Source organism: Novosphingobium sp. SL115, from assembly GCF_026672515.1.
GTDB lineage: Bacteria > Pseudomonadota > Alphaproteobacteria > Sphingomonadales > Sphingomonadaceae > Novosphingobium.
On the sequence record NZ_JAPPRG010000002.1, the window covers coordinates 999,298 to 1,018,264 of the forward strand.

Sequence of the window (18,967 nt, forward strand, 5' to 3'; positions counted from 1 at the left end):
CAAACCCACATTTTTATTCCCGTTCGCCCTTGGGCAAGCTCAGGGCGAACGGATGCGGGTTACAGCAGGCCCGCTTCTGCGCCGATCTGGGCTGATTCCTCTTCCGCTGTGGGCGTGCGCTGCGTGCCCCAGTGGATCGAACTCCACACCCTTTCGTGGAAGTAATACAGTCCGATCTTGGTGATGACTTCAGTTCCGGCGATAGCACCGGCAGCTTTCAGGCTGCCGGTGAAGAACCAGCCCAGCACGAAGGTATCCAGGCTGCCCAGTGTGCGCCAGCTTATCGCCTTTACGATTGATCGCCCATGGGCTTCGTGCCCGTGAAACAGGATCATTCGGACATTTCCCCCAGATACGGTCCAGCTTTATCAAATCGTCGGTGCCCAGCCCAGAAGCTGGTTGACGATGCGTTCAGCTGCGTCTTCGGGTGTTTCGCGCGTCGTGTCGACCCTGATTTCCGGGTTTTCCGGCGCTTCGTAAGGGCTGTCGATCCCGGTGAAGTTTTTCAACTGGCCCGAACGTGCCTTTTTATACAGGCCTTTCACGTCGCGCTGTTCAGCCACTTCCAGCGGGGTGTCGACAAAAACCTCGATAAAGTCGCCCTGCGGCAGCAGACCGCGCACCATTTCGCGTTCGGCGCGGAACGGGCTGATGAAGGCGGTGAGGACGATAAGCCCGGCGTCGGTCATCAGCCTGGCCACTTCGCCCACACGGCGGATGTTTTCAATGCGGTCAGCTTCGGTAAAGCCCAGATCTTTGTTGAGGCCGTGGCGCACATTGTCGCCATCAAGCAGGAAGGTGTGCTTGCCCACCGCGTGCAGGCGCTTTTCTACCAGGTTGGCGATGGTCGATTTGCCCGATCCCGACAGGCCGGTGAACCACAGCACGGTCGGCTTCTGGCGCTTCAAGGCAGCATGGGCATCGCGGCTGACGTCGAGCGCCTGCCAGTGGACGTTCTGCGCGCGGCGCAGGCTGAAGTGCAGCATGCCCGCCGCCACGGTGGCATTGGTGATCTTGTCGATCAGCACGAACCCGCCCAGGGTGCGACTGTCGGCATAGGGTTCGAACACCAGCGGTTTGTCGGTTGCCAGTTCGGCAACGCCGATGGCGTTCAGCTCCAGCGTCTTGGCCGCCAGATGTTCCATGGTGTTGACGTTGACGACGTATTTGGGCTGCTGGACGGTGGCCGACACCGTCTGCGTCGCCAGCTTAAGCCAATAGGCGCGGCCCGGAATCATCGCTTCGTCATTCAGCCAGACCAGCGTGGATTCGAACTGGTCGGCGGCCTGCGGCGGATTATCAGCCAGCGCGATCACGTCGCCGCGCGAACAGTCGATCTCATCGGCAAAGCACAGCGTGACCGACTGGCCGGCCACGGCCTTATCCAGATCACCATTCAGCGTGACGATGCGGGTGACGGTGCTGGTCTTGCCTGAAGGCAGCACGCGGATCTCATCACCCGGTTTGACGCTGCCAGTGGCGATCAGGCCGGAGAAGCCACGGAAGTCGAGGTTCGGGCGGTTGACCCACTGCACCGGCATACGGAACGGTTTGTCCGCATCGGTGGTGGACAGCACTTCGACCGTTTCAAGATGGTCGACCAGCGTCGGGCCTGAATACCATGGGGTATTGGCCGAGCGGGTGGTGATGTTGTCGCCCTTGAAGCCGGAAATCGGCAGCGCAGTGAAGCTTTCGATGCCGATGGAGCGGGCGAACTCGGCATAATCCTTGACGATGGCGTCGAATACGACTGGGTCGTAATCCACCAGATCCATCTTGTTCACCGCCAGCACGATATTGCGGATGCCGATCAGGTGGCACAGATAGCTGTGGCGGCGGGTCTGGACCAATACGCCCTTGCGCGCGTCGATCAGGATCACCGCAAGGTCGGCGGTGGATGCGCCGGTCACCATGTTGCGGGTGTATTGTTCATGGCCGGGGCAATCGGCGACGATGAACTTGCGCTTTTCGGTGTTGAAGAAGCGATAGGCGACATCGATGGTGATGCCCTGTTCGCGTTCGGCGGCAAGGCCATCGACCAGCAGCGCGAAGTCGATGTCCTGCCCTTGCGTGCCCTGCTTTTTGGAATCGCTTTCCAGCGCGGCAAGCTGGTCTTCGAAGATCATCTTCGAATCATACAGCAACCGACCGATCAGCGTGGACTTGCCATCATCCACCGACCCGCAGGTGATGAAGCGCAGCATGGTCTTGTGCTGATGCTGGTCGAGATAGGCGTCGATGTCCTCGGCAATGAGGGCGTCAGTCTTATAGATCACGTCGGTCTGATCGGTCATCTTGTTTTCCTTCCCTGCTCCCCCGTGAATGCGGGGGCCTCAGGCCGGTAAGAATTTGCTTTTCGGTATGGACCCCGGATCGAATCCGGAGTTGACGCTTCGGAACGCCCTGCGGGCATTCCGTGGCGCGTCAGAAATACCCCTGCTGTTTCTTCACTTCCATGCCTGCGCCGCCAGCATCCTTGTCGATGGCGCGGCCTTGGCGTTCGCTGGTGGTGGTCAGCAGGGTTTCCTGAATGACTTCCGGCAGCGTCTTGGCAGTGCTTTCCACAGCCCCGGTCAGCGGATAGCAGCCCAGCGTGCGGAAGCGGATCGAGCGCATGACCGGCTCTTCGCCGGGCTTCAGCGGGAAGCGATCGTCATCGACCATCAGCAACATGCCATCGCGCTCGACCGTCGGGCGTTCGTCCGCGAAATAGAGCGGGACGATGGGCACGTCGTTGAGGTGGATGTACTGCCAGATGTCCAGTTCGGTCCAGTTGCTGATCGGGAAGACGCGAATGCTTTCGCCCTTGTTCTTGCGGGCGTTGTACAGGTTCCACAGTTCCGGGCGCTGGTTCTTGGGATCCCAGCCGTGCGAAGCGGTGCGGAACGAGAAGATTCGCTCCTTGGCGCGGCTCTTTTCCTCGTCACGTCGCGCGCCGCCAAAGGCTGCGTCGAAGCCATATTTGTCCAGCGCCTGCTTCAGCCCTTCGGTCTTCCACATGTCGGTGTGCAGGGCGCCATGGTCGAACGGGTTGATCCCCCGGTCCATCGCTTCCTGATTGTGATAGACCAGCAGTTCCATCCCGCTCTCACGCGCCATCCGGTCGCGCAGATCGTACATCGCCTTGAACTTCCAAGTCGTATCGACATGCAGCAGCGGAAACGGCGGCGGCGAGGGGTAGAACGCCTTGCGCGCCAGATGCAGCATCACCGCGCTGTCCTTGCCCACTGAATAAAGCATGACCGGATTTTCGGCTTCGGCCACAACTTCGCGCATGATGTGAATCGCTTCAGATTCCAGACGCTCAAGGTGAGTCAGGGTTTTTTCATCAAATTGCACGGTATTTCCGCTCCGATATTGCGCAAAGGAACATGGCGCGCATTTCTCGGTGCCCTAATGCGCTAAAACGGGAAAGAATGGGCCAAGGCAATTCTTTGATATGCCAAAATCCAGCTTTGCGCGCTCGTATCGGAACTCCGCTCTTGCCGTGGTCACATAAGTCGAAGTTTCAAGCGGCGGCCTATCATGGACAGAGTGCTTGCGGCGAGCGGGGGGAGCGCCTAAGCGCAGGGGTATGGCCGTATTTCTGCACGAAGAAGATATCCCCGCCGGCGTTCTTGCGCCGGGGCCGGTGGCAGTCGACACTGAAACGATGGGGCTGATTACCCCGCGCGACCGGCTTTGTCTGGTCCAGATTTCGGATGGCAGGGGTGACGAACACCTGATCCGCTTTGCGCCGGGCAGCACCTTTGCCGCGCCCAATCTGAAAGCGGTGCTGGCTGATCCTGAACGGGTGAAGCTGTATCATTTCGCTCGGTTCGACCTTGCTGCCATTGAACACTACATGGGTGTGGTGGCAGCACCGGTGTTCTGCACCAAGATCGCGTCCAAGCTGATCCGCACTTATACCGACCGGCATGGGCTGAAGGACTTGGTACGCGAACTGCTGGGCAAGGAGATTTCCAAGCAGCAGCAGTCAAGCGACTGGGGCGCTCCGACGTTGAGCGATGCGCAGCAGGAATATGCCGCATCCGATGTGCGCCACCTGCATGCCATGCACACCATTCTGGTTGAGCGGCTTGAGCGTGAAGGCCGCACTGCGATGGCGCAGGCCTGTTTCGATTTCCTGCCGATGCGCGCGCGACTTGACCTTGCCGGTTGGGCAGAGCGCGATATCTTCAGCCACGAGTAAGGCGCAAGGGACCACGCTTTCGCCATGACTGTCCAAGCAGACCTGATGCGTTCCCGCCGCCGCGACTTTGCGGCGCCCGGAGGATTCCATGATCGGCTGGTGCGGTTTCTGGCAGGCGCGCTTCCCGCCACGGTCGGCGCGCTTCTGGCGGTCATGGTGCTGGCCCCGCTTTCGCCGCGCGGCGAGATCAGCTTCCTGCTTGACCGCCGCAAGGTGGCGATGGTCGAAGACCGCCTGCGGGTTGCCAGCGCGATGTATCGTGGACAGGATGATTCCGGGCGGAACTTTTCGATCACGGCGGGATCAGCGGTGCAGCGGACCAAGGCTGTGCCGACGATCCAGCTTGACCAGTTGACCGCGCGGATCATGCTTGACGATGGGCCGGCACTGTTGACTGCGGGCAAGGGCGACTATGATTTCGGCAAGGAAATCGTCGATATTGTCGGCCCGGTGAACTTTCAGACTGCCGATGGCTATCGGATGACCGCCACCAATGTCGATATCGACCTTGGGGCGCGGCAATTGAAAAGCCGGGGGCCGGTTGAAGGCCGCATTCCGGCTGGCACATTCGCAGCCGACCGGATCAGCGCCGACCTGTCGGAGCGGACCGTAACGCTTGATGGAAACGCCCGGCTGCGCATGGTGCCGGGAAAGATGCAGGTGCCATGACCAAAATCGAAATCATCCGTTCCGCCCGCCCGTTGCGCATGATGGCGCTGGGCTTTGCCGGGTCTGCTGCCGTAGTGGCAGGGGCGCAGCATCTGTCCGCACAGGGTATTGCCGGGCACAACAGCGACGCCCCTGTCAGCTATGCCGCTGACCGTATCGAAGTGCAGGACAAGGCCAAGCGCGTGGTGTTGTCCGGCAATGTCGACATATCGCAGGAAAACCTGCGGATGCGCGCGGCACGGACCACGGTGGCTTATGCCGATGCAGGCGGAATCCAGATTCAGCGGATTGACGCGACCGGCGGCGTGCAGGTGACCCGCGCGGGTGAAAGCGCCAGTGGTGACGTCGCGGTTTATGATTTCAACCGCAATGTCATTACCATGACCGGCAATGTCGCGCTGCGCCGCAGTGGCGATACGCTGAATGGCGGGCGGCTGGTGATCGACCTTGATTCAGGCCTGTCCAGCGTTGACGGACGTTCGGGAAGTGGCGGTTCGGGTGGTGGCCGGGTCAGCGGCACATTCAATGTTTCCAAGCGCAATTGACGGTTTCCCGACGCAATTGATGCCTGCCTACCTGAACGACCTCTAAACCTACCCGAAAAACCCCTTACCTTTGCTGGGCGGGGTTTTGCAGGGCAGGGCGCGAACCTTGGTGGCCACATCCGGTTTGCCTGCCCGCAAAATGGTGTCTGCGGTGAACGCCAGCTTGGGGCATTCGAAGTCCGCACCATTCCGGGCGGCTTCGGCCACCACTTCGGCGACTTCGACCGGCGCAGTGCTACCGGCAGAACGCAGGAACTGTTGCCGCCAGCTTGACGGGGCGACCAGCGCTGTTGCGACAGCCTTGCGCCCCTTGGGGGTGGCAAGGATGCGCTGCGTCATTTCCTTTACCGGCAGGTCCTGCATCTGCAGCGCCCAAACCGCGGCAAGGCGGCGCGCGCCTTCATCCTGTGCATCTGCCCGCAAGGCGATGTCGAACATGGCCTGTTGCGCGATGACATCGCGCCAGCCGCGCCGAGCGGCTTGCTGGATCAGCACACCGGCGTTGCGGGTGCGGCCCATACGCTGTTCAGCCATGGCCAGAAGTGACAGGTGTTCCGAAGGCATGGGGCGGCGGCGCACCAGGGTTCGTGCCATTTCCAGTGCTTGCGCAGGCGGTGCGGTGCGAACTTCGGCAATGACCATACGTTCCTGCGCAAAGCTGCGGAACGGCGGCGGGACCAGTGCGGCAACGCTTGGCATGCGGCGCGATGTGCGATCAAGCTGGGCAAATGTGGTCACCACTGCGAGCGCCGCCAAGGCGCAGAACCAGAGCGCGCGGATCATGCTGCGTCTCCTTCATCGCGGGTGCCGTTGCGGTTGCTGCCCTGGATGAGCAGAACTACAGCGAAAGCTGCCATGCAGAGCATGGCCTGATTGCGCAGCGGATAGTCGAGAGCAGACTGAAGCGCGGCCGAGGTCAGAATGCCCAGCCCCGAAAGTGCTGGCCACGGATCGGGGCGGCGTAGCGCGCGAAAGCTGGCAAACATGATCCACAGCGCCCAGCCAGCGATGATCGCAAGGCCGAAGATGCCGGATTCGATGGCGATTTCCAGATAGTCATTGTGGGCGCGGCCTGCGCGGCGCGGCGAGACATTTTCCAGTGCTTCGTCGGCCTGAAACACTTCATCGAACGTGCCCATGCCCGATCCTGCCCACCAGTAGCGTTCGGCGGAATAGCGCGCGTCGTCCCAGATTTCGGCGCGCTGGTCTTCGGTCTTGGAGAAGCGGGCCAGTGTGGTGCTGATGCGCGAGTCCCCGGCAACCGGTGAAAGCCCGACGGTTCCAATGGCTAGCACCACCAGCGCGAGCGCCGAAATTGCAGCGATCGCGACGTTGCGCGATGCAGGATCAGCCTGTGCAGGCGCGCGCCCTGATACCTTGGCTTTGCGTGCCTGCAGCAGGGTTACCCCGATGCGCAGCATGAACAGGCCAAGCGGCAAGGCCAACAGGACAAGACCGGTGCGGGACTGGGTCAGCACGACGCCAACCACCAGCAAAACCCCCGCGCAACCTTTGGTCAGCCACCGGGCAGACAGCGGTCGCGCCGCTGGCATGCCGCAGAGCAGCAACAGGCAGCAGTCCAGAAAGATGCCGGTGGAATTACGGTTGGCGAACAAGCCAAACAGCACGCCCTTCATGCTGTTTTCAGGGTAGAACAGGCTTTTGCCATCGGGCTGCATGATGTCGACCGTGCCGATGAATACGCACAGCAGGCCCAATGCAACCCAGCCGAGTGTGGCCAGCGAAATTGCCCGCTGGTTGGCACCATGACCGATGACGATCAGCGTTACCGGTGCCAGCAGGCCGATCAGTGCAACTAAAGTGCGGCCACTGTTGAGGCTCGTTGCAAACCAGCCATCCGACTTTGCCAGAGCAAGGCTTTCGCGCACAAGATCGCGGCCCGGCAGTGCCTGCCACATGTCAGGCGGCAGGGGCACCAGCTGCAGCAAAGGCAGGGCCAGAGAAACGCCGATGAGGGCGAGAACCGCTCTTGGTGCTTTGGAGATGAAATTTGCAACAGCTGTCCCGTTGATTGCCAGAAGGGCAATCGCGACAAGCTGCACGACCAGATTGGTCAGCCCGTAAGCCACGCCCCCGCCGCCGAAGAGGCCGGCGATGACAACGAGTGCGGTGAGGTCTCTCGCCCGTGTTTTGCGCATGGAACGCACTTTGTCCGGCTTTGCTTTCTGGTCAAGGGCGAAGGTTGTTGCAATGCGACTTTCGCCGCAGCGCAATGATGCTTTACCCTGTTTCCGGTGAGGGCTGTGGTGAACTGGCGGTGCTGGGGTAAAAGGGACTGGGTTAGGCGGTGAAAGCTGGTTCACAGCCTGACTTCATGCCTGACGCGGCCAGCTTTCGAAATGCCGAATCCAGTGTGCCGGGAATATGTGCAAAGCAGCGGCGGTCACAAGATCCGCCTGTGTGGCAGAATCAGGGCCGACAAGAGCGCTGCCTGTAAAATTCAGGCAACAAAAAACCCGATCACCTTTGGGGTGACCGGGTTTTTGAAACTGCCTGAACGATCAGTTCGCGCCGTTCGAGCCGTTGTCTACGACCTGCGTGATCGTGTAGGTAATCACACCACCAGCGATGATGATGATGACCCAGATAAAGGCGAACAGGTCATGGTCAGCGTCGACAGCTTCCGAAGCGCGGTTGGCGCTGTAGCCCGACGTCGAATAAACCTGGCTGTCGGTAGCGCGGGTCGCAGCTTCGGCTGCGATCGGGGCTGCCGCAAGCGATGCAGCGACGAGCGCTGATGCAATGCGAGAAAACTTCATGGATAAATCTCCTAAGCAGTAGCGCTTCCGTATACCGCCCTCTCGACTTCGCTTTACCGCATTGCAAAATGATTCGCAACCTAAAGATAGGTATATTCCCTTAGTTTGTATTTGCGCATCGCAACGTCTGTCTGGAGCCGTGACGTCAGCCTTTTAGGCCCATTTCAAGCAGGTTTAGGTGGATTTCATGCTTGTTTTGGCAATGGTGCGCAAAACGCAAGCGCGTCAAAGGAGGGTGTGCGGCATGGCGGGGCAAGGAGTCCTGCTGCATTGCACATCAAATTTGCCGTCGAACTGTTGCGCTGCATGACGCGCTTTGACGCAAATGTGTGACGCCATGGTGACGTTTGCACCAGCGCAGGGGCAAAGTCCGGATCACAGGCCGAATGGCAGGGCTGTGGTGCAGGATGTGGTAGGGCCTATTGCAAACCGGACACAATGATTCCGATGTAGCGTTGCCTGTGTGCGACGAACGGCGGCGTGCAAATGAGGTGATGGGCGGCGTTGCTTTTGCAATTCGGGGTGTGGCTGAGGCATGTTTTATCGCCGTGTCGTCGGGCGCAAAACAGGGTTTCATCGTGGTGCGGCGACAGGGACAAGGGCTTCAGTTTTGTTTTCATGGACTCTTCCTGTTCACAGGATGCATTTGCCAAGGTGGAATGGGTGATCATGGTGGCATTTTGAAAGATTGCCTGGGGTGTAGAGCCGCATCAGTTTTGTCGTAAGTTTGGGCAATCCGGTTGCTGTGGAAACCGCTTGGGTGGCGCGTTCTATTCGGCATTAATGATGGCGAGCCGATTTTGTCCGTTTGTTGGTGAGACTTGCAGATTGGCGTGCGCTGTCTGCAGCAGGGCTATGCTGCGTGGTCCGGGTGCTTCGTAGTTGACCTTAGGATTTTATGCTGCAATGCAGCGTCGGCTGTCATTCGATTCAGGTGGGCCGGGTTGGCAGCTTGTAGCGGATGCGCTGCAGAAAAAAGTGCAATATTAAGGTCGCGTTTGATGTTGATGGAAGGCTGATCTGTCAGGCTTCTTTATATTGTTCAGCAGGAGTATCGCGAGCAGTGACTGTATTGACGGCCCGTCCGGCACGAAAAGGTATCATTCTGGCCGGTGGTTCCGGCACGCGACTCTACCCGCTGACGCGCGGCGTATCGAAGCAGTTGATGCCGGTTTTCGACAAGCCGATGATTTATTACCCGTTGAGCACGCTGATGCTGGCCGGGATTCGCGACATCCTGATTATCACCACGCCTGACGATGCGGACCAGTTCCGTCGTGTGCTGGGCGATGGATCGGATTTCGGCGTTTCGCTGTCTTATGCTGTTCAGCCGACGCCGGATGGTCTGGCGCAGGCTTTCCATATCGGCGCGGACTTTGTGGCCGGGCATCCCAGCGCGCTGGTTCTGGGTGACAACATTTTTTATGGCCACGGGTTGCCCGAACTGCTGGGCAATGCCGATGCGCGCACCACCGGGGCAAGCGTGTTCGCCTATCGCGTGAACAATCCCGAAGCCTACGGCGTGGTGGATTTTGACTCCGATGGCCGCGCGGTTTCGATTGAGGAAAAGCCGGTCGCCCCGCGTTCCAACTATGCGGTCACCGGTCTGTATTTCTACGACGAAACCGTGGTGGACCGCGCGCGCGACCTGAAGCCTTCGCCGCGTGGCGAGCTTGAGATCACCGATCTTAACCGTCTTTACATGGATGACGGCGCGCTTTCGGTGGAAATCATGGGGCGCGGTTATGCCTGGCTTGATACCGGCACGCACGGATCGCTGCTAGATGCGGCTGCCTATGTGCGGATCACCGAAGAGCGGCAGGGCCTGAAGATCTGCTGCCCCGAAGAAATTGCCTGGCGTCAGGGCTTTATTGACGATGCCCGGCTGCAGGAAATTGCCCAGCCGCTGCGCAAATCGGGTTACGGCGAATATCTTCTGCAAATGCTCAACCAGAAGGGCGTGGCGTGAATATTATCGAATGTGACATTCCGGGGCCGCTGGTGATCGAACCCAAAGTGTTCGGGGATGATCGCGGCTTCTTCATGGAATCCTGGAACGCCGAAGGTTTCGCCAAGGCCGGGCTGGACCTGACCTTTGTGCAGGACAACCACAGCCGTTCGCAAAAGGGCGTGCTGCGGGGGATGCATTTCCAGAACCCCGGCCCGCAGGGTAAGCTGGTGCGCGTGGTGCGCGGCGCGGTGTTCGACGCGGTGGTCGATCTGCGTCGGTCTTCGCCCACCTTCGGCAAGTGGACCGGGGTGACGCTTTCGGCTGAGAACAAGCGCATGTTCTGGGTGCCCGAAGGCTTTGCCCACGGCTTCCTGACGCTGGAGGACGATACCGACTTCCTCTATAAATGTACCACGCCCTATGCGCCGCAGAACGAAGGCAGCCTTGCCTGGGATGATCCGACGGTGGGCATCGAATGGCCGCTGGACGGCATCACCCCGCTGCTGTCGGGCAAGGATGCAGCGGGTATTCCGCTGGATCAGGTGAAGACCTTCCCATGAAGGCGCTGGTTACAGGCGTGAACGGGCAGGTCGGCAGCGCACTGCTACGCACTTGTCCTGAAGGCTGGACCTGCGTGGCGCTGGACCGCGCAGCGCTGGACCTGACCGATACCGACGCGATTGCGCGGATCGTCGAGGCCGAGCGCCCCGATCTGGTGCTCAACCCTGCGGCCTATACCGCGGTGGACCGGGCGGAGAGCGAGCAGGATCTGGCCTATGCCATCAATGCCCGTGCGCCCGGTGCGTTTGCCAAGGCGCTGGCAAAAACCGGCGGGCGTCTGGTCACCGTGTCGACCGATTTCGTGTTCGATGGCACCAGCGGACGCGGCTATCAGCCGGGCGATGCGCGCAATCCGCAATCGACCTATGGTGCCAGCAAAGCCGAGGGTGAGATGGCGGCAGGCGATGATGCTATCATCGTGCGCACAAGCTGGGTCTATGCGGCGGGCGGCGCGAATTTTGTGCGCACCATGCTGCGGCTGATGCGGGAACGTGACGAACTGCGCGTGGTGGCCGACCAGATCGGTTCGCCCACATGGGCAACAGGTCTCGCGCACACGCTGTGGGGCCTTGCCCTGGCAGAAAAACCCGGCATCTGGCACCACCGCGATGCGGGCGTGGCAAGTTGGTATGACTTTGCCGTGGCGATTGCCGAAGAGGCTGCCGCGCTGGGTCTGCTGGCCCGCATTCCGCGCATCATCCCCATTGCAACCACCGATTATCCGACGCCTGCCACACGGCCTGCGTTCTCGGTGCTGGATGTCTCGGCCACGCGCGCTCTGCTGGGCGACGAGGCTGTGCACTGGCGCGCGAACCTGCGGACAATGCTCGAAGAGGAAAAAGCACTTGGCTAATCTGCTCGTCACCGGCGGCGCCGGTTTCATCGGCGGCAATTTCGTCCACTACTGGGGCAAGACGCACCCGGACGACAACATCATTGTGCTCGATTGCCTGACCTATGCCGGCAACCGGTCGACCATTGCCGATGTCGAACAGGCCGAACTGGTGGTGGGCGACATTCGCGATACCGATCTGGTCGAAAGCCTGCTGCGCGACCGCGATATCGCTACGGTCGTCCACTTTGCGGCGGAAAGCCATGTCGACCGGTCGATCACCGGGCCGGACGCTTTCATCGACACGAACATCCTTGGCACCAACAGCCTGCTGAAGGCCGCGCGTGCGGTGTGGCTGGATGGTGGCAGCGGGCGCGACCACCGCTTCCACCACATTTCGACTGACGAGGTTTACGGCTCACTGGGGCCGAACGATCCGGCCTTTGCCGAAACCACGCAGTATCAGCCCAATTCGCCCTATTCGGCGTCGAAGGCCGCGTCTGACCACCTGGTGCGCGCCTATCACCATACCTATGGGCTGAACGTCACCACGACCAATTGCTCGAACAACTACGGGCCGTATCACTACCCGGAAAAGCTGATCCCGTTGTTCATGCTCAACGCGCTGTCGGGCAAGCCGCTGCCGATCTATGGCGATGGCATGAACGTGCGTGACTGGCTCTATGTCGAAGACCACTGCCGCGGCATCGAAGCGGCGCTGAAGAACGGCAAGGCCGGCGAAACATACAACATCGGTGGCGGTGAAGAACTGCCGAACATGGCGGTGATCGACCGGATCTGCGCCGAAGTGGACCGCGCCTTTGCCGAAATCGAAGGTCTGGCCGAGCGTTACCCCGATGCCCCGGCGGCACAGGGCCGCGCCACGTCGGAACTGAAAACCTTCGTTGAAGACCGCAAGGGCCACGACCGCCGCTATGCCATCGACGAAACCAAGGCGCGCGCCGAACTGGGCTATGTCCCGCAGCACGATTTCGAGAATGGCCTGCGCAACACCCTGCGCTGGTATCTCGACAATGAAGCGTGGTGGCAGCCGCTGCTGGAACGGCGCTGATGCCTGAACCGAAGCAGGTTCAGGCGGCTTCGCGCGCGGGACTGCCGATGACCCGCGTGTCATCGGGCACATCCCGGTTCACGACCGAACCTGCTTCGACAATGCAATTGCGTCCGATGGTGACGCCCGGCAGGATGATCGCACGCGGCGCAATGCGCGTGCCTTCGCCGATCCGGGTATCAAGGTAGAGGCCGCGCGTCATGTCATGGGTCAGGACCACAGCCTGATGATCGATCACACACCCCGCGCCGATGTGCACGCCTTTGGGCCATGTCCGGTCGATCAGCGCGGTGGTGGCGATCCATGCCGTGGGGTGAATGTCCATGCGCCAGAAGCGCGTCTGCACAAACCGCTGAAGGTGCTGGCGAAATGACTTGCGCAAGGGCGAGCGTGAGGGTGATGCAGGCATGCGGCATGGATAGAAAATGTGCGCCTGCGAAACAACAGGTGTTTGCCATGAAGAAGGACTTTGCATGCCTTCGCTGAACCAATTTCGGGCGGTAAGGAATGCGCTTGTTTCATGGCGGCGCCGGCGGCTTGTGCAAACGCAAGGGGCCGTGCTGCACCCCAGCGTGAGCATTTCGATGTCGTCGACCTTCATCGGCGGCAAGCCGGGCAGCATTGCGGTTGGCGAGGCTACGCTGGTCGCGTTCAAGACGCTGCTGATTGCGCGTCATCCGGATGGTACGATTGATCCTATCAGCATCGGGCGGCACTGCTTTATCGGTGGCGGATCGGTAGTCATGCCCGGTGTTACAATCGGCGACGAATGTATTGTCGCTGCCGGTGCGGTGGTCGTAGACGACATTCCACCGCGCTGCATTGTGGCCGGAAACCCGGCCAAAGTACTCCGCGAAAATATCGAGGTCAGCGCATACGGACGGTTCCGTAATGTTGAGCAATACCGGTTGCGCCATGGCTCGGCAGCGTAGAGGTGCCGGCGTGAGGCTTGCCGGTGCGGCTTTCGCAGGCGGTCTTGTTCTGGCGCTTCTGTCGGGCGAAGTACCGCAATTCGTGTTCGGCGGTTCCAACCCGATACGCCACGCACCATTGCCCCAGGACGCCCGATTGCCAATCTCGCTGCCTTATGGCGCAGACGTGGTGTTTGAAGGCGACAGCAACATTGCAGGGAGCCGCGTGGGCGGTTCGGCCTATGCCTTTCCCGCAATATTTCGGCGCGAGACGGGTAGCGGTTTCGTGGTTGCCAACATAGGCGTTGGTGGCGCGACGGCAGACGACTGGCCAGAGCAACCGCGCGAAGCAGCCGCAATGTTTGTCATCATGCTGGGCAGCAACGATGCTGCTCCACGGGGCCTTCTATCCCGACGTAAGCCTGTCGATCTTGTCCGTTACGAAGCTCGCCTTAAAGCTCTTGCCACACGGCGTATTGCATCGGGCGCGCGCGTTCTTTTGCTGGCTCCGCCACCTGCGGGGAGCACGGCGATGGATCGCCGGATTCACCCCTATCGATTGGCAGCCCAACGAGCAGCTTTTGAGGCGGGAGCAAGTTTTGCCGATCCTGTCGAAGCGTTTGACAGAGAGAAGGAATTGGTTGCGCTGCAGCATGATGCCCTGCATCTCAGCCGTGCCGGGCACCTGCTTCTTGGCAAATGGCTGGCCAGCCGGATTGTACTGCAGCCGATGACAGATGTGACCCTGAATGAAGGCACGTCAGACGGAAGGGTATCGCTTGTTCACTCGTGACGACTTTTGCGTGATCTCCGCAGTTGATAATCTGGAGGTTCTGGATGGCTGCCTGAAACGATCGCCGGATATTGCCGATGGCAGTTTGCCTTTGGTGGTGGTCACGGGTGCGCGCAGTATGCCGTGCGCTTACAATTCGGGTCTGGCGCAGACTCAGGCGAAGATCTGTCTGCTGGCGCATCAGGATGTCTATTTTCCCAAAGGATGGCTGGATCGCGCGGTCGACGTTCTGAATGCGCTGACACAGTCGCATCCCGACTGGATGGTGGCGGGGCCGTATGGCGTGTCACCCGCAGGTTTGCACGTCGGGCGTGTGTGGGACGTGACGATGAAGTGCGAACTGGGCGGGCCGGGATTCGCGCCGACGCAGGTCGGATCGTTCGATGAATTGCTGATGATCCTGCGCAGGCCGGACGGTTTCCGGTTTGACGAGGAATTGCCACACTTCCATCTTTACGGAACCGATCTGGTCCAGACCGCAATCAGCATGGGGCGCACGGCCTGGGCGGTCGAATTACCGGTCGTGCACAACAACCGTCCAATTGTGTCGCTGGGCGGCGGCTATCTGCTGGCTTATCGATTCGCCCGACGCAAATGGCGCGCGCGTCTGCCGATCTATACCTCGGTTTGCGCATTGACATATAACCCCTTTCCGCTGTGGCGCGCACGCTGGCGCCGCCGCCATGTCAGCGCGCGGCCTGCGACGCTGGGTGCGGATTCGGTGGAAATTGCGCGTCTGGCAGGCTACGAGTGAGGACAGGTTCATTTTGGATGCTGCGTTGCAGCAGCTTTGTTTCCCCTCAATCGGAAATGCCCCATGTCTCTTGCGGTTGCTGACAGATTGCCAAAGCCGGCAGCCACAATGCAGGTGGCTGCCAAGCCGGGCCTGTTTGACGTGGTGCGGCCGATCTGGCCATTGCTGGCGCTAATGTGGTCATTCTTCCTGCTGGCGCCGGAAGTGCGCTTTGCGGTGATGGGTGTTAACTTTCCAGCTTATCGTGCGCTGGCACTGTTGCTGTCGTGGCATTGGATTTCGGCATTCCGCCATGGGCGGGTTCGGGTGATTACCGCAGATTGGCTGGTGCTTGCGGCCTGCAGCTGGATGCTGGTCTCTTTCTCGTATCACTATGGCGTCGGCACCGGGATCGTGCGCGGAATGGGTGTGGTTGTCGACACGGCAGGCGCCTATTTCCTTGCCCGCTCGTGCATCCGCACGCCTGCTCAACTCCGTTTGCTATTTCTGTTTCTTGTGCCGCCGCTATTGCTGGCTGGCATTGAAATGCTGATTGAAAGTGTCGGCAAGGATTTTGTTGTCCGCACGACTTATGGCAAGATTTTTGGACGGGTCTCGGCCTATAGCGGTGGCGCGGAATCCGGGGTTCTGGACCTTCGCAAAGAGTTCCGCCTAGGCGGTCTGATGCGTGCGATGGGACCGTTTTCACACCCCATTCTGGGCGGGCTTACCCTGACCAGCACCTTGCTCATCTTCCTGACCAGCGGCATTCGGTCGTGGCCCAAATATCTGGGTTGTCTTGCTGCGTTCATGGGCTTCTTTGCGCTCAGTTCAGCAACGATCCTCTCGCTTTTGATGGCCTTTGTGCTGTTCTTTGCCGACAAGATCCTGAAGTATATTCCCAAGATTTCCTGGTGGCTCATTTCGGCATTCATCATTCTGGCTGGGATCTTCGTCGAGCTTGCGTCGAAGGGGGGCCTTGTCAACATTCTGATCCGCCAGACCCTTGACCCGCAAACCGGGTACTACCGCAAGATGATCTGGGAATGGGGGCTTCGCTCCGTGGGCAAACACCCGTGGTTCGGCATCGGCTATGCCGAATATGAGCGTCCTTTGAACCTGCTGCCCAGCGGCAGTGTTGACGCGAACTTCCTGGCATCGGGGATGGTGTTCGGCGTGATCGTGCCGCTGGCCATGATTTTGGCGGTCATCATTATCCAGATCAGGCTGGGTTACATTATCGGCAAGGGGCGCGGTCCTGACCGGCATCTGCTGTTCGGCTTGAATGCCGCCCTGTTCACCATGATGTTTTCCAGCATGACCGTGACCTATTTCGGGGAATCGCGGCTCTGGTTCATGGCTTTCATCGGCATGGCAGCTTCGATGGGGCAGTTGAAATTCGTGCGTCAGCCCAATGGCGATGCGCGATTGGACGATAAGCCTGCACCGTAACAATTTCGCCGATCAATCACATTGCTTTGCGCGCACGGCATATGCCTCGCGCATCAGGGGAAAGCAAAGTCATGCCAGAAGTCAGTGTGGTCATCCCGATGTACAACGGCGAAAAGTTCATTGCCGAGGCGCTGGAAAGTGTTCTCGCAAGTGAAGGCGTGCAGCCGGAAATCATCGTGGTTGATGATGGATCGTCAGATTCCTCGGCACAGATTGCGCAAAGCTATGCCGGGGTGATCGTCCATCGCCAGCCCAACGGTGGCGAGGCTGCGGCGCGCAAGACCGGGTATGAAATGGCGACAGGTGACTTCATCGTCTTTCTGGATTGCGACGATCTGCTGCACCCGCAGGCCATTCAGCACCACCTTGCAGAGATCAAGGCATCCGACGAGATCGATATGGTGTTCCGGATCGAACATCCTGATCGATGAACAGGGCAACAAAATTGGCGAGAACATTCAGCAGCGCCGCCTGTTTTCCGGTCAGGACGTGGTGATGCATACCACCCCAGTTCCGTCGCAATGCATGTATCGCCGATCTGCTTTACAACGCATTGGTGGATTCAGGCAGGAAGTGCGCGCCTGTGCTGATACCGATTTGAACCTGCGCCTTTTGGGGTGGCGCAAGGCTGGCCTGTGCCACGGCAAGATGGTCATGTCTTACCGTATCCACGGCGCACAGATGACCCGGTCGCCCTCGCGCCTGTTCAACCATCACGTTGGCGTGCTGCAGGATGTGCTTGGTCCCAATGGCGTGCTGGAAAATCCGGAGCTTCTGGCAAAGGGCAGGCGGTACTGGAGTGAATATTACGGCCAGTTCATACCGGCTGAGATTGTCCGGGCAATTTCGCGGCGTGAAGGCGCGCGGACCAAACTGGCAATTTCGACATTTTTTCGTACCATGCCGCATTCGGCCAAGGGGGCCATGCGCTTTGCCGGACGGAAGCTGACGGGCCGATGAGCCTCAAACGTAACAGCATTTATTCGCTGATAAGTTCGGTTCTGCCTGTCATCGGGGCTTTGGCCACGGTGCCACTTTATATCCGTGAAATCGGTAGTGATCGTTATGGCGCGCTGGTCATCGCGTGGACCATGCTGGGGTATTTCGGTCAGGCTGACTTTGGTATTGGTCGCGCCGTGACCCAGCGCATTTCGGCCAGCCGTGGGGCGGGGGCGAAGGAACAAGCGGGTATCATATGGTCTGGCATTGTCGCGATCCTTGGTATCGGGTTGGCGACCGGGTTGATCGTCTATCTCGCCGCAGGATATTTTTTCGGTGACGTGATGAAGGTTGAACCTGGTTTGCGTGCCGAACTGGTGGCGTCAATCTGGGCCTTGGCGCTGTGCAATCCGGTTATCGCGCTGACCGGCGTTTCATCCGGCGCGCTGATCGGGGTGGAAAAGTTCAAGTTCGTTTCGGTCAGCTACCTCGTCAGCAACCTCGGCCTTCAGGTCTTCCCGCTGATCGTGGCGTGGACGCTCACACATGATCTGCAATGGCTGATCGTGGCGTCGCTGGGGGGGCGCGTGCTGGGCCTGTTGATGATGGGGCTGGCGGTATGGCGCAGCTTTCTGGCCGGGCATCGCCCCGCGCCACGCAAAAGCGAGATGCGCGGACTGGCCCATTTCGGCATGTGGGTCATGGTCACCAGTCTGGTCGCCCCGCTGATGATCGCATCGGACCGTTTCGTCATCGGTGCCCTTGACGGGCCGCTGGCCGTAGCGGTCTATACCATCCCGTTTCAGGTGGCCTATCGCACGCTGATGCTGCCGCAGTCGGTGGTGAGTGTGCTGTTCCCGCGCTTTGCAGCGCTGGGTGGCGATGAAGCGCGCGAGCGGGGGACGCAGTTCACCGCTTTCATCGGGCAGATGTTCGCGCCTTTCGTCATCGGAATTGCCTGTCTGGCTGATCCGCTGATGCACCTGTGGCTTGGGTCGCACCTCGATCCGCGCTCGGTGCCGGTTGCGCAGGTGATCCTGCTGGGCGTGTGGTATCTGGCGCTGGGCAGTGTGCCGTTCTCGCTGATTCAGGCGCGCGGCAACCCCAGGTTCGCGGCGCTGGCGGTCATTGCCGAACTGCCCTTCTACTTTGCCATGCTCTATCTGCTGGGCACGTCGTTCGGCCTTGTCGGCATCGCTGCCGCCTTTGCGATCCGTGCAGCGGCCGATGCGATGATCTGTGCCTGGCGGGCGGGGGTGCCGGTGCGGTTCATGGCGCGCCATGTTCTGCCAACCGCGCTGTTGGTGCTGGGCACGGTGTTGGTCGGCCCGATGATAAGCGGCTGGTTGCAGGCGTTGCTGGCGGCAACCGTGCTGTGCTCTGCTTCGGTTGTCATCCTGCTGCTGTCGCTGGGGGATATGCCCGATGATATTCGCGTGGCGTTTGAAAAGATGCCGGTCATCGGCCCGCTGATCGCCCGGCTGGCCTTGCGTCGCGCTGCGCCCAAAGCGGGCTGATCATTCGCACGTATCAGGAG

The 18,967-nt window shown here is 60.2% G+C and carries 21 protein-coding genes; 14 read left to right on the forward strand and 7 right to left on the reverse strand.

Annotated features, from left to right (window positions below):
* Window positions 1-59 precede the first annotated feature (59 nt).
* The 3 genes from OVA07_RS06370 to cysD form a co-directional block, all read right to left on the reverse strand.
* Window positions 60-335, reverse strand: a complete 276-nt coding sequence (locus OVA07_RS06370) for a DUF2061 domain-containing protein (RefSeq protein ID WP_268170631.1) — start codon at window positions 333-335, stop codon at window positions 60-62.
* Window positions 336-368: 33 nt separating this feature from the next.
* The gene (gene cysN, locus OVA07_RS06375; protein ID WP_268170632.1) at window positions 369-2,294 is read right to left on the reverse strand and encodes a sulfate adenylyltransferase subunit CysN; all 1,926 of its coding nucleotides are present in this window, start codon (window positions 2,292-2,294) and stop codon (window positions 369-371) included.
* Between the two features lie 130 nt (window positions 2,295-2,424).
* Entirely contained in the window at window positions 2,425-3,339 is a 915-nt protein-coding gene (gene cysD / locus OVA07_RS06380) for a sulfate adenylyltransferase subunit CysD (RefSeq protein WP_268170633.1), read from the reverse strand.
* 235 nt (window positions 3,340-3,574) lie between these two features.
* On the opposite strand from cysD, the gene OVA07_RS06385 reads away from it, so the two are divergent.
* The 3 genes from OVA07_RS06385 to OVA07_RS06395 are packed head-to-tail and all read left to right on the forward strand — an operon-like array spanning window position 3,575 to window position 5,406.
* Window positions 3,575-4,192: a ribonuclease D gene (locus tag OVA07_RS06385; protein WP_268170634.1), complete on the forward strand. Its 618-nt coding sequence runs from the start codon at window positions 3,575-3,577 to the stop codon at window positions 4,190-4,192.
* Window positions 4,193-4,216: 24 nt separating this feature from the next.
* Complete coding sequence (gene lptC / locus OVA07_RS06390; RefSeq protein WP_268170635.1) at window positions 4,217-4,861, forward strand: LPS export ABC transporter periplasmic protein LptC; 645 nt, start codon at window positions 4,217-4,219, stop codon at window positions 4,859-4,861.
* The gene (locus OVA07_RS06395; RefSeq protein ID WP_268170636.1) at window positions 4,858-5,406 is read left to right on the forward strand and encodes an LptA/OstA family protein; all 549 of its coding nucleotides are present in this window, start codon (window positions 4,858-4,860) and stop codon (window positions 5,404-5,406) included. The genes lptC and OVA07_RS06395 overlap by 4 nt, the downstream gene beginning before the upstream one ends.
* A 48-nt stretch (window positions 5,407-5,454) precedes the next feature.
* On the opposite strand, the gene OVA07_RS06400 is transcribed toward OVA07_RS06395, so the two are convergent.
* From OVA07_RS06400 to OVA07_RS06410, 3 genes are all read right to left on the reverse strand, one after another.
* Complete coding sequence (locus OVA07_RS06400; protein ID WP_268170637.1) at window positions 5,455-6,189, reverse strand: hypothetical protein; 735 nt, start codon at window positions 6,187-6,189, stop codon at window positions 5,455-5,457.
* The gene (locus tag OVA07_RS06405) at window positions 6,186-7,496 is read right to left on the reverse strand and encodes an O-antigen ligase family protein (protein WP_268170638.1); all 1,311 of its coding nucleotides are present in this window, start codon (window positions 7,494-7,496) and stop codon (window positions 6,186-6,188) included. The genes OVA07_RS06400 and OVA07_RS06405 overlap by 4 nt, the downstream gene beginning before the upstream one ends.
* A gap of 432 nt (window positions 7,497-7,928) precedes the next feature.
* Window positions 7,929-8,186: a hypothetical protein gene (locus OVA07_RS06410; protein ID WP_268170639.1), complete on the reverse strand. Its 258-nt coding sequence runs from the start codon at window positions 8,184-8,186 to the stop codon at window positions 7,929-7,931.
* Between the two features lie 1,063 nt (window positions 8,187-9,249).
* On the opposite strand from OVA07_RS06410, the gene rfbA reads away from it, so the two are divergent.
* From rfbA to rfbB, 4 genes are read left to right on the forward strand one after another with little or no spacing between them, the layout of a single operon-like run.
* Window positions 9,250-10,155, forward strand: coding sequence for a glucose-1-phosphate thymidylyltransferase RfbA (gene rfbA / locus OVA07_RS06415; protein ID WP_442789601.1), 906 nt, complete (start codon window positions 9,250-9,252; stop codon window positions 10,153-10,155).
* On the forward strand, window positions 10,152-10,697 hold the full coding sequence (gene rfbC / locus OVA07_RS06420) for a dTDP-4-dehydrorhamnose 3,5-epimerase (protein ID WP_268169504.1): 546 nt from the start codon (window positions 10,152-10,154) through the stop codon (window positions 10,695-10,697). The genes rfbA and rfbC overlap by 4 nt, the downstream gene beginning before the upstream one ends.
* Entirely contained in the window at window positions 10,694-11,551 is an 858-nt protein-coding gene (gene rfbD, locus OVA07_RS06425) for a dTDP-4-dehydrorhamnose reductase (RefSeq protein WP_268169505.1), read from the forward strand. Before rfbC ends, rfbD begins: the two co-directional genes overlap by 4 nt.
* Window positions 11,544-12,602 carry a dTDP-glucose 4,6-dehydratase gene (gene rfbB / locus OVA07_RS06430; RefSeq protein ID WP_268170640.1) on the forward strand — a complete coding sequence of 353 codons (1,059 nt, stop codon included), beginning with the start codon at window positions 11,544-11,546 and terminating at the stop codon, window positions 12,600-12,602. The genes rfbD and rfbB overlap by 8 nt, the downstream gene beginning before the upstream one ends.
* A gap of 19 nt (window positions 12,603-12,621) precedes the next feature.
* Here the strand turns inward: rfbB and OVA07_RS19090 are convergent, their stop codons facing one another.
* Complete coding sequence (locus OVA07_RS19090) at window positions 12,622-13,011, reverse strand: acyltransferase (protein WP_326493110.1); 390 nt, start codon at window positions 13,009-13,011, stop codon at window positions 12,622-12,624.
* A gap of 175 nt (window positions 13,012-13,186) precedes the next feature.
* On the opposite strand from OVA07_RS19090, the gene OVA07_RS06440 reads away from it, so the two are divergent.
* The 7 genes from OVA07_RS06440 to OVA07_RS06470 all read left to right on the forward strand — a co-directional run bounded on the left by OVA07_RS06440 (window position 13,187) and on the right by OVA07_RS06470 (window position 18,947).
* Entirely contained in the window at window positions 13,187-13,534 is a 348-nt protein-coding gene (locus OVA07_RS06440) for a DapH/DapD/GlmU-related protein (protein ID WP_268170641.1), read from the forward strand.
* A 10-nt stretch (window positions 13,535-13,544) separates the two neighbouring features.
* Complete coding sequence (locus tag OVA07_RS06445; protein WP_268170642.1) at window positions 13,545-14,306, forward strand: SGNH/GDSL hydrolase family protein; 762 nt, start codon at window positions 13,545-13,547, stop codon at window positions 14,304-14,306.
* Window positions 14,263-15,060 (forward strand): hypothetical protein, encoded by a 798-nt coding sequence (locus tag OVA07_RS06450; protein WP_268170643.1) that lies wholly within the window; start codon window positions 14,263-14,265, stop codon window positions 15,058-15,060. Before OVA07_RS06445 ends, OVA07_RS06450 begins: the two co-directional genes overlap by 44 nt.
* A gap of 63 nt (window positions 15,061-15,123) precedes the next feature.
* Window positions 15,124-16,491, forward strand: a complete 1,368-nt coding sequence (locus OVA07_RS06455) for an O-antigen ligase family protein (protein WP_268170644.1) — start codon at window positions 15,124-15,126, stop codon at window positions 16,489-16,491.
* 71 nt (window positions 16,492-16,562) lie between these two features.
* A complete protein-coding gene (locus tag OVA07_RS06460) occupies window positions 16,563-16,922 on the forward strand; it encodes a glycosyltransferase family 2 protein (RefSeq protein ID WP_268170645.1) in 360 nt (119 codons plus the stop codon).
* Window positions 16,923-17,088: 166 nt separating this feature from the next.
* Window positions 17,089-17,451: a hypothetical protein gene (locus OVA07_RS06465; RefSeq protein WP_268170646.1), complete on the forward strand. Its 363-nt coding sequence runs from the start codon at window positions 17,089-17,091 to the stop codon at window positions 17,449-17,451.
* Complete coding sequence (locus tag OVA07_RS06470) at window positions 17,448-18,947, forward strand: flippase (RefSeq protein WP_268170647.1); 1,500 nt, start codon at window positions 17,448-17,450, stop codon at window positions 18,945-18,947. Before OVA07_RS06465 ends, OVA07_RS06470 begins: the two co-directional genes overlap by 4 nt.
* The last annotated feature ends 20 nt before the right edge of the window (window positions 18,948-18,967 follow it).